The sequence below is a fragment of the Arthrobacter sp. HMSC06H05 genome (genome assembly GCF_001807395.1).
Lineage (GTDB): Bacteria > Actinomycetota > Actinomycetes > Actinomycetales > Micrococcaceae > Pseudoglutamicibacter > Pseudoglutamicibacter albus.
Genome location: NZ_KV788974.1, coordinates 96,579 through 109,571 on the forward strand (window position 1 = coordinate 96,579; position 12,993 = coordinate 109,571).

A 12,993-nucleotide genomic window follows, 5' to 3' on the forward strand; every position below is an offset into this window, starting at 1 on the left:
CTGAAGCTAGCTAGGAGCGTAAAACACACACAAAACCGAGAGTGTAATTCGGTTCACAGCACGGTGAAGGAGCGATTGATTTCAGCGTTTCACGCTACGAGGATTAAGCCGTCCCGCAACGCCACTCGCGCAGCGACAACAGCGTAGCCATTCCAACGCGAGAGGAAATAAAAAAGTCTCGGGACACCGTATGAACCGATGTCCCGAGACTTAACAAACGCGGAGGATGGGGGATTTGAACCCCCGAGGGCGTGAACCCAACACGCGTTCCAGGCGTGCGCCATAGGCCGCTAGGCGAATCCTCCTCGGATACCCACGTCAGACCCTCAGGCCTGAACAAGGCTTTACATACTTTAGCGAACTAAACAGCTAAGAGCCAATCGAGACCACCTACACGGCTGATTCGCGTCCTATTAGCCTCTCAGTTAGACTGATACGCGACCCCTCACGTGGTGTTATCTCGCTGAACTCCCCCAGGGCCGGAAGGCAGCAAGGGTAAGTGGGCTCTGGCAGGTGCGTGAGGGGTCGTTACTTTTAACTCTTCCCTCCGCCCGAACGAACCACCGTCCTCCGCACACACTCGCTTACAGTCCAGGCATACACTCGATGACTTAACGAGCGAAGGGCCCACGGCGGTCATCGCCGTGAACCCTTCGTCCGTATATTCCAGTAGTCAACTAGCCGAATATTCGAAGCCCGCAACTACCGTTCAAACTTGTGTAGCGCGAGGCTTACTTGAGGTTGTCCTTGACGTCCTCTGCAGCGTCGCCGGCCTTGCCCTTAGCGTTCTGGGCCTTGCCTTCAGCCTGCTGGCCCTTGTCATCGCGCAGATCGCCAAGCTTATCCTTAGCGGCGCCGACTACCTTGTCCTTAGCGTTTTCCAACTTGTCTCCCAAGCTCATGGGATACTCCTTTCACGCTGAGACCGGGGTAGCTCCCCGAGGTCTTCTATCTGTGACACTTCCACACTCACCCGCCCATGTCTAGGTATTTGCTACTTTGTTTGCTTAGAACGAATATTCAGCCACCATCGTGCACCCTTTGCTAGGGGTCTGCTGTGGTCTCTGGGTAGTCTGGTGGGGTGAGCACAGCGCTATACCGCCGGTTTAGACCCGACACGTTCGAAGACGTCATCGGGCAAGATCACGTGACCAAACCGCTCCAAATGGCTTTGGACAAAAACCGTGTCAACCACGCGTACCTGTTCTCTGGGCCTCGCGGCTGCGGTAAGACGACCTCGGCACGCATCCTCGCCCGTTGCCTCAACTGCGAGAACGGCCCCACCTCGCATCCGTGCGGTGAATGCCCGTCCTGCCGCGACCTTGCGACGGGCGGCTCGGGCTCCCTTGATGTAATCGAAATCGACGCCGCCTCCCACGGTGGTGTCGATGACGCCCGCGAGCTACGCGAACGTGCATCCTTTGCTCCGGCACGCGACCGCTACAAGATCTTCATCATCGACGAAGCCCACATGGTGACCTCGGCCGGCTTCAACGCGTTGCTGAAAATCGTGGAAGAGCCGCCGGAGCACATCAAGTTCATTTTCGCGACAACCGAACCTGAGAAGGTCATCGGAACCATCCGTTCGCGCACCCACCACTACCCTTTCCGGCTCATCCCCCCGGAACCCATGACTGACTATGTGCAGCATCTTGCTGATGTTGAACATGTAGCGATCGCGCCCGGCGTAGTGCCTCTCGTGGTACGCGCCGGCGGCGGTTCCGCCCGCGACACACTCTCCGTCCTCGATCAGCTCATGGCCGGCTCCGGTGATGACGGCATCTCTTACGACCTCGCCGTCGCACTTTTGGGTTTCACCCACGGTGAGCTTCTGGACGATGTGGTGGATGCGTTGGCCGCGCACGATTCCGCTTCCGTGTTCGCGGCCGTGGACCGCGTGATCCAGTCTGGCCAGGACCCTCGCCGTTTTGTTGAGGACCTTCTGGAACGCTTCCGCGACCTCATTCTGGTGCGCGCCGTCCCCGAGAACGCCTCCGATGTTCTGCACGGCGTGCCCGAAGACCAGATTCAACGGATGGCAGCCCAAGCTTCCGGCCTAGGCCCGGCAGAGCTGTCCCGCTGGGGCGACATCACCAACGCCGCGCTCACCGAAATGACCGGCGCAACAAGCCCTCGCCTGCATCTTGAGCTCCTGTGCGCACGCCTATTGTTGCCGTCCACCGATGACACCGAGCGTGGCCTCGCCGCCCGCATGGACCGTGTGGAACGCCACTTGAGCTTCAGCGGCGGCCCCATGGAAGCCGGCAGCGCCTCCCCTGCACCCGCACCAGATAAGAAAACCACACAGTCCGATGCGCAAGCCGGCCCATCTTCACCGGCACCCGCAGCGGCACCCGCTGACGCGGCACCGGCTGCGGGACGTGGCGCTGCCGCCGCGCGCGCCGCACTGCGGGACTCGGCTCCGGCCGCGCCTCAGCCATCACAGAAACCTGAGCCTCGCCAGATGCAAGAGCCAGCGGCACCGGCTGCACAGGCTACACCGGCTGCACCCCGCCCAGCCGCACCAACCCCAGCCGCACCCGCGCCAGCTTCGGCTGAACCTGCGCAGGCACCTGAAGCAACGCCGGAGCCCACGCCCGCACAAGCCCCGGCACGCGAACCGGAAGCTGCACCTACTCCCGAACCTGCTGCCACGCCGGCACCTGCCTCTGCCTCCGAGCCCGCTTATACTCCTGAACCTGCTCCGGAGACTCCACCGGCAACCGAGCCTGAACCTGCACAGCAACCCGAACGGCCCGCGGCAGGTTCCGAGGGTTCCGTTGAGATGTTCCGCAGGGCGTGGCCGCAGATCCTCGAGAACGTCAAACAGAACCGCAGATTCGTGTGGTCGATCCTGCAGCAAGACGTCTCGATCGCAGGCTATGACGGGAAGACGCTCACCCTCGGGTTCAGCAATCCTGGCCCGATGAACGCGTTCCGCAACCGTGCCGATGCCGCCGAAACACTCAAGGCTTCCATCAGTGCAGTGATAGGAGTGACACCGGACATCGACGTCGCTGAAGGCGGCGATGCCAGCCCAAAAGCTGACGGCCGGAACAACCTTCCGGCCGCGGAAGAACCACAGCACCACGAAGCACCGCACAACGAACCGCCCTACGAAGAACCGCAGTACGAGGACGCGCCGAAGCCTCAGCCAGAACCTCCGACCGCTTCCGCACCAGAGCCTCCCGCCGCGCCAACCTCATCGGCGGCGCCAGCGGCACCGACTCCGCCTGCGGTAGCGCCACCCCCATCATCAACCCCGGCCCCAGCAGCACCCACGCCACCATCGTCAGCACCTGCTGCTCCAGTACCACCTGCAACGCCACCAGCGCCTGCAACGTCACCAGCAGCACGGGTCCCAGCAGCATCGGCGCCATCGTCCGCGCCTGCGGCCCCAACACCGCCGTCGGGCGGGAAGCTCAGCCGCTATCAACAGTTGCTCGCGCAAAGCAAGAACAACAGCCAGGCTCCAGCTCCCGGCTGGGGTGCCCCGGCGCCGCAAGCGCCGGCGCCCGTTGAAGAGCATGACTTTGTTCCGAGCGAGGATGATGAACAGCTTGAGAACTCGGTCTCGTTCGGGCGTGCCGCGTTCGAGAACATCCTCAACGCGAAGCTCATCGAAGAAACAGACCTCGAAGGCAATCCGCTACCCCACCGTCGCTGATTCGCCTCACCGCAACCGTCAGGAGAGTGCACCGTGTACGAAGGCGCCGTCCAAGACCTCATCGACGAGCTCGGGCGTCTACCCGGCATTGGCCCTAAGTCTGCTCAACGCATCGCGTTCCACATCCTGGAAGCAGACAAAGAGGATATGCGGCGGCTCGCGGACGCGATCAAGGTTGTCAAAGACAAAGTGTCTTTCTGCGAAGTGTGCTTCAACATCACCGAAGACGAAAAGTGCGCGATCTGCCGCGACCCTAACCGGGACGACAGCACCATTTGTGTTGTCGAGGAATCGAAGGACGTCATGGTGATCGAACGGACGCGCGCATTCCGCGGCCGGTATCACGTACTGGGTGGCGCGATCGACCCGATGGCCGGTATTGGCCCGGATCAGCTGCACATCAAGGAGCTACTCACCAGGCTCTCGGATGATGCGATCCAGGAACTCATCATCGCAACGGACCCGAACCTTGAAGGCGAAGCCACCGCAACGTACCTGGTGAGGATCCTCAAAAGCATCGGCGTCAAAGTGTCCCGGCTCGCATCCGGACTACCGGTGGGCGGGGATCTGGAATACGCGGACGAAGTCACGCTCGGGCGAGCACTTGAAGGCCGCCGCTCACTGATCAACTAAGCGGGCGACGATCAACTAACCGGCCGATGGGGCCCAGCGGGTAGCCAGCACCGTGCGGCCCGGTCTCGAGCCGGCCGGTCGCACGGCGAGACGGCCTAGCCGCGCTCGAGCTCGTCTTGAATATTGTTGAGAGCGGCCAGGATGTGGAACAGGTGCTGGTCCGCTTGCAGTCGGGTTGCGTACACGATCTGCTCGGGATCCAACATGTAGCTTTGGCCCACGGTGTCTGTGACTAAGACGTGGTCTTTGCGGTGGCGCAGGCTTGCTACCTGGATTGAGACGCGTTCTGCGGGTTGATCGAACGTGAGTTGCCCCGCAACGTTTCGCCCGTCGAGCCGGCTAGCCGTGATTTCTAGACCGAATGGCTGAGGAAGGTCTTCCCTGCTACCCATCGCGTTTACGCCCCTGTCCTGTTGTGTCGATCCTGCTGGTGTCGATCGTGTCGTGTCGAATGAAGTACAGATCGGCCGCAACTAAGACGTAACCAATCCTAATCCACGGGAACAAATCACCTTTGAAGCGTCCCCCGGTAAAGATAATAGTCAAAGATAGGGTAAATCCTGGGATCTGAGAGTCTCTGGCACGAAATATTTGACTCGTCACCCATTTAACCTCTGTTGCATGCGTCACACTTGATGTTCTTACGATACCCGCTGCAACGCGCGTCACTTATTGTGTGTGCCATGCCTGCGCACCGTAGGCTGAAACACAACACTTCCCTGGGGTGCCGGCATGGCTTAGGCGCACCCATCGACTAGCGAAAGGCGCTCATGGCTCTGATCGTGCAGAAATACGGCGGCTCTTCCGTTGCGGATGCCGCAGGTATTAAGCGAGTCGCCGCCCGTGTGTTGGAAACCCGCGAAGCCGGCAACGATGTTGTCGTTGTTGTTTCCGCGATGGGTGACACGACTGATGAGCTGTTGGATCTGGCCGCCGAAATCACTGACAAGGCACCCGCCCGCGAAATGGACATGTTGCTGTCCGCTGGCGAACGCATGTCCATGGCTCTGCTCGCTATGGCGATCGAAGCGGCAGGCGGCAAAGCTGTCTCCTTCACCGGTTCGCAGGCCGGGATGATCACTGACGCACTGCACGGTTCGGCCCGCATCGTCGAGGTCTCCCCTGCGCGTGTCCGCCGCGCGGTTGAGCTCGGTTCAGTCGCGATCGTGGCTGGCTTCCAGGGCATGTCGAAGGAATCGAAGAACATTACGACGATGGGCCGCGGCGGTTCTGACACGACCGCGGTTGCGCTCGCTGCGGCCCTTGATGCCGATGTGTGCGAGATTTACACGGATGTGGACGGCGTCTTCACTGCTGATCCGCGCGTGGTTCACCATGCGCGGAAGCTCGATACGCTCTCGAGCGAGGAGATGCTGGAGCTTGCCGCGCACGGCTCGAAGATCCTGCATTTGCGCTGCGTTGAGTATGCGCGGCGTTTCGGTATCCCGATTCACGTGCGTTCGTCCTTTAGCCACAATGAGGGGACCTGGATTGTCCCTGACGCTTCTGACAAGATCCAACTCCCGGAGGGGGAACCATTGGAACAACCGATTGTTGCCGGCGTAGCTCATGACCTCTCCGAGGAGAAAGTCACCGTGATCGGCGTCCCAGACATCCCGGGTAAGGCCGCCCACATTTTTGAGGTCATCGCCCAGGCGGATACGAACGTGGACATGATCGTCCAGAACGTCTCCACCGCAGGCTCCGGCAAGACTGACATCACGTTCACCGTACCGAAGACTCAAGGCGACCGCGTGGTGAGCGCGTTGCGTGAAGCCCAGACCGAGATCGGTTTTGAGGACATCGAACAAGACAACAAGATCGGTAAGGTCTCCCTGGTTGGCGCAGCGATGCGCTCCAACGCGGGCGTCTCCGCGACGTTCTTCCGCGCCCTGCACGAGGCCGGCATCAACGTTGACCTGATCTCCACTTCGGAGATCCGCATCTCGATCGTGACCCACGAAGACAAACTCACCAAAGCTGTCGAGGCGATCCACACCGCATTCGGACTCGACACCGAACAGGAAGCCACGGTCTACGGCGGCACAGGCCGCTAAGCTCCCTGCCGCTCGCCGCGCGGTTCGGTTCTCGCGCGCTCTTAAGAACTTCCCAGAAGCTTCCCACTTAACTTCCCACAGTGTTATGTTGAGGGGGAAGTTAAGTGGGAAGTTAGTGAGCACTCGATGGACACCGAACACTTAGAGACAATCGTCCACACACTGCGGTTGGTTGGAACAGACAACCAGCCAACCGAGGTCAAGAGCAGTGTGGGCAAGTCAATTCGCGAAACTCTCAGCGCGTTCGCGAACGCAAACGGCGGCCTCATCATCCTGGGGCTCGATGAGTCAAACGGCTTCTTGCCGGTGGAGGGCTTCGATGCCGCAAAAGCTCAGGACGCGCTAGAAACCCGATGCGCCCAAACCACACCCCCAGTGCGTCCGCTCATCGACACAGTGCCCTTTGAGAACTCCTTAGTTGTTGTAGCGGAAGTCAGTGAAATGACCTCCGAAGACAAACCTTGCTACGTAACTGACCAGGGAAAATATGGCGGTAGCTATATACGGGTTGGCGACGGTGACATACGGCTTACGCAATACGAAGTCGACCGCCTCGTTGAGGAGCGAACCCAACCTAAATGGGACGAACAGTCAGTCACAGATGCGCAACCTGAAGACCTGCATTCGGGCACCGTGAACGCCTACCTGAGCGTTCAACGCAAGCGTCGTCCCAAAACCTTCAACGATGGCATCGAAACCGCGATGAAACGCTTGCGTATCCTCAAAGACGGACACCCAACCCTGGCGTCATTGCTTGTCATGGGCGAATATCCGCAGGAATTTTATCCGCGCCTTACGGTGACATTTGCTAACTTCCCTGGAACAACCAAGGGCTCTGTTACCGAGGGGATCCGTCTCCTAGACAGCAAGACTTTCACCGGCACCATTCCGGAGCTCGTTGATGAAGGAATTGAAGTCGTCAGAAAAAACATGCGCACTGCCGCGCTCATCGGCGAAAAGTACCGCTCAGATTTGCCAGACTATCCGCCTGTCGCGGTACGCGAAGCTCTTGTGAATGCACTCATGCATCGCGATTACTCACCGCTCGCGCAAGGTAGCCAGGTACAGATCAACATGTTCGTTGATCGCCTCGAAATCACCAGTCCAGGAGGACTATATGGAGGCGTTACCGTTAGAAACTTAGGGAAACCAGGAGTGAGCTCGACTAGAAACCAACGGCTCTCTGCGTTCCTCGAAGACGTGAAGTTTCACGACGATGATGGCGCGGCAGGTGCCGTTGCTGAAAACAGGGGCACGGGAATCGCAGTCATTCAACGCTCACTCGCTGATGCCCTCATGCCGCCACCTGAGTACATCAACCGGCTAGACAGCTTCACCATTATTTTCCACCGGCGAAGAGTCGCGGAGAAAGAGCGGTATGCAAGCGCCTTTGACCAAGTGCTCACCGCTCTCAAGAGCCAAGTCTCTGCCTCCACAGCTGAGCTCGTCAAGAGCACAAAACTGAGCCGTACAGCAGTCCAAAAAGCAGTGAACGAACTCATCGCCGAAGGTGTCGTCGAGCGCACTGAACCGTTACGAAGCCCGCGGCAACGCTACCGGATCACAACATAGTCATTCAGCCAAGAAAGCCCGGCACTACCGAGCTTCCCACTTAACTTCCCACCAACTTCCCACAGTGTTATGTTGAGTGGGAAGTTGGTGGGAAGCTCAAGCATGAGCCCCCTAGCGTCGCTCCACATAGCCTCAACGCGATCCGTGAACATGGCCTCTGCATCGTCGTTGAGGGCGCGGTTTACTCCACGGTTTGGGTGTGGCCGGTTGCGTCAGCAATCGCGCGGCGAATGGTGGCTTCATCGAGCACGCCTTCTTGAACCGCGAGGTCGATGATGGACGCGTTCTCTTCGAGCGCCTGTTTCATGAGGTCAGCGGAGCGTTCGTAGCCGATCAGCGGCGAAAGCGCAGTCACCACGGACACTGACTCAGCCACACGCCGCGAAAGCACGTCCTCGTTCGCCTCGATCCCGTCCACGCAACGCAACCGCAACGTCGCACATGCCGCGCGCAGGGAATCGATCGCATCGAACAAAACATCAGCCATCACGGGTTCGAAAGCGTTGAGCTGCATCTGACCCGCCTCAACCGCCATCGCAACCGTGGTATCAGCACCGACCACGCGGAACGCAACCTGGTTCACGACCTCCGGGATCACCGGGTTGACCTTGCCCGGCATGATCGAAGAACCCGCCTGTACTGGCGGCAAGTTGATCTCATTCAAGCCAGCCTGCGGGCCGGATGAAAGCAAACGCAGGTCATTACAGATCTTGGAAAGCTTGATCGCGGTACGCTTCAACCCACCGGATACGAGCACGAAAACACCCGTATCCGAGGTCGCCTCAACCAGGTTACGGGCACCGATCACGTTGTTCTTAGTGATCTGCTGCAGGTGCTTAAGCACAAGCTCGCGATACCCCACCGGCGCCGTAATCCCGGTACCGATCGCGGTGGCACCCAGGTTGAGTTCCAGCAGATGCGGAATAAAGTTAGTGAGCATCACGACGTCTTCACGCATCGCATCCGCGAACGCACCGAACTCCTGGCCCAACGTCATCGGGACGGCATCCTGGAGCTGGGTGCGGCCGATCTTGGTGATCTCCGCGAACTCTTGAGCCTTCTTCCCGAAGGATTCGGCGAGCAACCCAACCTCTTCGATGAGCCCACGCATCGCCCAATGCAGCGCAAGTTTCAGCGCGGACGGGTACACATCGTTAGTGGACTGGGCGGCGTTGACGTGATCGATCGGGTTGATCACCATCGATTCGTCCCCGATGATCTGCTGGGCACGATGCGCAATAACCTCGTTCGCGTTCATGTTCGTTGAGGTTCCCGCACCACCCTGAACACGGTCGATCACAAACTGCGAATCCCACTTACCGCCCATGACCTCTTGGGCCGCGGCCTCGATCGCCTCGCAACGAGCATCATCAAGCCGGCCCAACTCGTGATTAGCCCGGGCAGCCGCGAGCTTCACAGCACCCAAAGCCCACACAAGCTCCCGGATCTGGCCCACGGTGCGGCCCGTGATCGGGAAGTTCTCGACCGCCCGCAACGTGGAAATACCCCACAAAACCTCCGCCGGGACTTCACGTGTCCCCAGCGAGTCCTTCTCGGTACGGGTTTCGGTGGATTCAAGCGCGGCCCGCAACTCGGCAGGGGCCGTCAGAGGCAAAAACGACATGATGCTCCTGAGAACCGCAAACCAACGGTTTGCAACAACTGATACCAACTGATGAGTCTACGCAGACACCACGCGATCGGCCGCATCCGCACCCGCTGGTAGCTGCCGCGAGCGCTGGCCGGGGCCGCATCGTCCACAATGGATGTATGCCCACCTTGCTCTATCCTGACCAGTGGCGTGCCCGCGAGCACGCTCACGCCGAACGCGCCCGCGCATACACCGAGCCGTTCCGGCAACGGCGAGCGCGGCAGCAGACCCACCCGGTCTATGACTTCTTGTTCACGTATTACTCGTTTCCTCCGGCGCAGCTGGAACGTTGGCATCCCGGCCCCGGCGTGGTGTTGTTAGGCGACGATGCGGTGGCGCAGCGGTCTGGGTGGCGGTTTTATTCGGTGGTTGAGGATGCCGGTGGTAGCGGGAGGCCGGGCGTTACGGTGGATACCGCGGAATTCGTGGCGGCTCGGGGACGGATGCTGGACTTCGCGGACACGATTTTCAGTGCGGTCGCGGCACGGCCGGGGAGTTTTTCGTGTTTTGGTTTGCACGAGTGGGCTATGGCGTATAAGTCGGATGAGAACGGTGTGCGCCACGACTATGTTCCGCTACGGCTGGGTTCTAGCGGTACGGATGAGGTGGTTGAGACCCACCAGATCCGGTGCACGCATTTTGATGCTTTCCGGTTTTATGCCCCGCAGGCTCGCGGGCTGAACCAGCTCATGCCTACGCGGGAGCGGCAGGTTGAGCTTGAACAGCCTGGATGTTTGCACGCCGGGATGGACGTTTATAAGTGGCTGTATAAGCTCGCGCCACTCGTGGATTCGGGGCTCATCATGGACGCTTTCGAGCTCGCGTGGGAGACCCGCATCATGGACATGCAGGCCTCACCCTATGACTTGAGTGAATGGGGCTTCGAACCCATCCGGATCGAAACCGCGCACGGCAAGGCCGAATATGTTGAACGGCAACGCGCATTCTCTGAACGCTCCCAGCGGCTACGTCAGCGGGGGCTCGATGCGGTCGCCGCGATCCGCGCGAGCGCGGCGGTTTAGCGCGCGGCCGCGGCTAGCCCTGGCCCTGCCTAGTCGAGGACCTTGCCGGGGTTCATGATCCCTTGCGGGTCGAAGACCTTCCGCAACTGTTGCTGCAGTTCCGTCTGGTCTGCGCCGAGCTCCTCGGGCAGGAAGCGTTTCTTCAACAAGCCCACGCCATGTTCGCCGGTGAGCGTTCCGCCCATCTCGAGGGCAACACTGAACACTTCGTCGGCGGCTTCCCACACGTGAGCCGGAACCGCATCCAGCCCCGTCTCACCCGCGACCGGTTCGAACACGAACACCGGATGCATATTGCCATCGCCGGCGTGGGCCGCGCTCGGCAACGCAACCCCATACTTCCGTTCAATCTCACGCATCCGAGTGAACGCCTCCGCCATCCGGGTCCGCGGAACAGCTATGTCCTCAACCAGAACACTGCCGCCCATGCGTTCAATCGCAGGGAACACGGCCCGCCGCATACCGATCAACGCTTCAGTCTCTTCAACGCTTTCGGCAACCCGCACGTGACGGGCGAAACCAGCCACCGCATCGTGCACCTGGGCCAACTCTGCCGCGGCACCCAAGCCATCGGTCTGCACCAAAAGCAACGACGCCGCCCTGCCCTCGGTAGGGTCCACGAACGTCTCATCCGTAGCAACCAAGTGCCCCACCACCGCGGCCGAGGTCACTTCATCGAGCAGCTCCATCATCGCCGGCTGAAGATGCGCCGCCGTCACAGCGCTCGCGGCAGCTGCGGCATCCACCGCGGAGTCACACACCGCAACCAGCGTGGCAACCTCAGCGGACTGTAACGGCCGCACCTTCAAAACACACTCGACGATGATCCCCAGCGTGCCCTCGGAGCCGATCAGCATCGAGGTGACGTCATAGCCGGAAACACCCTTCACGGTGCGCCGACCCATCGACATCACGCGGCCATCCGCCAAAACCACGGTGAGCCCCAAAACCCACTGCTGCGTCACGCCATACTTAGCGCACAAAAACCCGCCAGCATTCGCCGCGATGTTCCCGCCCACCGTGGAGATCGCTTTCGACGCCGGATCCGGCGGCCACCACAGGCCATCCTTGTGTAGCACCGCGTTAAGCTCATCGTTCAAGATGCCCGGCTGGACCACACACAAACGGTCATCCGCCGAAACCTCCAGAACCTTATTCATGCGCTCCAGGCACACCACGAGCGATCCCGCGCCCGCCGTCGCAGACCCCGCCAGGCCCGTGCCAGCACCCCGCGGAACCACACTCACACCATGCTCCGAGGCCCAGCGCACCGCCGCCTGAACCTGCTCCGTGGTCTCCGGCCACACCACCGCAACCGGAACACCATCCGGCTCAACACCCGAACGGTCAATCGAGTACGCACGCAAAGTCGGCTCGTCCGTCGCGACGCCGCCGCGCATCGCCTCCCTTAGCGAGTCCAGGGCCGTCTGTGAAACCAGCGGCGCCTGCGAAACAGCTGCAGATGCAGAAACAGTTGCCTCCGATGCCGGAGCCACCTCAGCCATGAAACCTCACCTTCCCCACAGCTTGGGTATGAGCCAGGACACATAATGGTCGGAAACTAGACTAGCGCTTATGCCCACCCCACCAGAGCGCGCCGAACACGCCAACTCAGAGTCCCTGCTTCAGCTGCTCGGTGGTGCGCGCCCTGCGATCGAGGCGACCATCCCGCCGGTTGTGTTCGTGCTCGCGTGGATGCTCGGCGGCAACGACATCGTCATCGGGGGCGCGGCGGCGACCCTGTCCGGCCTCATCATCGCCGGCTTCGCGCTCTACCAACGCCGCAGACTGACCTCCGTCATTTTCGGGTTGCTCGCCGTGGTCGCATCCGCCGCGGTTGCGGTCTATACCGGCAACGCCGTGGACTTCTTCCTGTTGCGGCTGCTTTCCAACGCGGCCTCGATGCTGGCCTGGATAGCCTCCATCATGGTCCGTTGGCCGTTCCTTGGGATCGTGCTCGGGGCACTGCTCGGAACCAAAACCACGTGGCGTAAGGACCCCGTGATCCTACGCGCCTACAACCGCGCATCATGGTTCTGGGTCGCCCAATACGGTGTCCGCGTCATCGTGCTCGGCTACTTCTGGGCTACCGGCCACGTCATCGGGCTCTCGGTGGCCCACATCCTGCTGAGCTACCCGCTCTTTGCCGTGAGCCTCATCGCATCCGGTTGGGCACTGTTCGGCTCCATCCCCAAAACCCATCCCGGGATCCGCCACCCACAAGTGGCGCACCCTGGACAAACCGCGGAAGAGAACACGGAACAATCTGAGCCGCGAAACAGCAACAAAACCGGGTCGGAAACCGAGGCCTAACCCCTGCCCCATACACGATTCCCAGACGGTTTGTCCTGAGCCTTCACATTCCCAGACGTTAAGAAATAAAAAACCGGC

10 protein-coding genes, 1 tRNA gene and 1 other RNA gene are annotated in these 12,993 nt (G+C 60.6%); 7 read left to right on the plus strand and 5 right to left on the minus strand.

What is annotated here, in order from left to right:
- Window positions 1–220 precede the first annotated feature (220 nt).
- Window positions 221–305, minus strand: a tRNA-Ser gene (locus HMPREF3160_RS02190).
- 131 nt (window positions 306–436) lie between these two features.
- On the opposite strand from HMPREF3160_RS02190, the gene ffs reads away from it, so the two are divergent.
- An RNA gene (ffs, locus tag HMPREF3160_RS02195) (signal recognition particle sRNA small type) lies at window positions 437–533 on the plus strand.
- A 198-nt stretch (window positions 534–731) separates the two neighbouring features.
- On the opposite strand, the gene HMPREF3160_RS09570 is transcribed toward ffs, so the two are convergent.
- On the minus strand, window positions 732–902 hold the full coding sequence (locus HMPREF3160_RS09570; protein ID WP_083285302.1) for a CsbD family protein: 171 nt from the start codon (window positions 900–902) through the stop codon (window positions 732–734).
- A gap of 179 nt (window positions 903–1,081) precedes the next feature.
- Here HMPREF3160_RS09570 and HMPREF3160_RS02200 point away from each other — a divergent pair, with 179 nt between their 5' ends.
- Together HMPREF3160_RS02200 and recR are read left to right on the plus strand one after the other, a co-directional pair.
- On the plus strand, window positions 1,082–3,667 hold the full coding sequence (locus HMPREF3160_RS02200; RefSeq protein ID WP_070506806.1) for a DNA polymerase III subunit gamma and tau: 2,586 nt from the start codon (window positions 1,082–1,084) through the stop codon (window positions 3,665–3,667).
- A 33-nt stretch (window positions 3,668–3,700) separates the two neighbouring features.
- Window positions 3,701–4,300: a recombination mediator RecR gene (gene recR / locus HMPREF3160_RS02205; RefSeq protein ID WP_070491574.1), complete on the plus strand. Its 600-nt coding sequence runs from the start codon at window positions 3,701–3,703 to the stop codon at window positions 4,298–4,300.
- A gap of 95 nt (window positions 4,301–4,395) precedes the next feature.
- Here recR and HMPREF3160_RS02210 read toward each other — a convergent pair whose 3' ends face one another.
- Entirely contained in the window at window positions 4,396–4,692 is a 297-nt protein-coding gene (locus tag HMPREF3160_RS02210; protein WP_035756554.1) for a hypothetical protein, read from the minus strand.
- 378 nt (window positions 4,693–5,070) lie between these two features.
- On the opposite strand from HMPREF3160_RS02210, the gene HMPREF3160_RS02220 reads away from it, so the two are divergent.
- On the plus strand, window positions 5,071–6,357 hold the full coding sequence (locus HMPREF3160_RS02220; RefSeq protein ID WP_070506809.1) for an aspartate kinase: 1,287 nt from the start codon (window positions 5,071–5,073) through the stop codon (window positions 6,355–6,357).
- A gap of 126 nt (window positions 6,358–6,483) precedes the next feature.
- Window positions 6,484–7,929, plus strand: a complete 1,446-nt coding sequence (locus HMPREF3160_RS02225) for an ATP-binding protein (RefSeq protein ID WP_070506811.1) — start codon at window positions 6,484–6,486, stop codon at window positions 7,927–7,929.
- A gap of 181 nt (window positions 7,930–8,110) precedes the next feature.
- Here HMPREF3160_RS02225 and HMPREF3160_RS02230 read toward each other — a convergent pair whose 3' ends face one another.
- Window positions 8,111–9,553 (minus strand): aspartate ammonia-lyase, encoded by a 1,443-nt coding sequence (locus HMPREF3160_RS02230; RefSeq protein ID WP_070506814.1) that lies wholly within the window; start codon window positions 9,551–9,553, stop codon window positions 8,111–8,113.
- Between the two features lie 146 nt (window positions 9,554–9,699).
- On the opposite strand from HMPREF3160_RS02230, the gene HMPREF3160_RS02235 reads away from it, so the two are divergent.
- Window positions 9,700–10,602 (plus strand): 3-methyladenine DNA glycosylase, encoded by a 903-nt coding sequence (locus HMPREF3160_RS02235; RefSeq protein WP_070506816.1) that lies wholly within the window; start codon window positions 9,700–9,702, stop codon window positions 10,600–10,602.
- A gap of 29 nt (window positions 10,603–10,631) precedes the next feature.
- Here HMPREF3160_RS02235 and HMPREF3160_RS02240 read toward each other — a convergent pair whose 3' ends face one another.
- Window positions 10,632–12,107: an FAD-binding oxidoreductase gene (locus HMPREF3160_RS02240; protein ID WP_083285304.1), complete on the minus strand. Its 1,476-nt coding sequence runs from the start codon at window positions 12,105–12,107 to the stop codon at window positions 10,632–10,634.
- Window positions 12,108–12,177: 70 nt separating this feature from the next.
- On the opposite strand from HMPREF3160_RS02240, the gene HMPREF3160_RS02245 reads away from it, so the two are divergent.
- Window positions 12,178–12,915 carry a DUF3159 domain-containing protein gene (locus HMPREF3160_RS02245; RefSeq protein ID WP_070506819.1) on the plus strand — a complete coding sequence of 246 codons (738 nt, stop codon included), beginning with the start codon at window positions 12,178–12,180 and terminating at the stop codon, window positions 12,913–12,915.
- The last annotated feature ends 78 nt before the right edge of the window (window positions 12,916–12,993 follow it).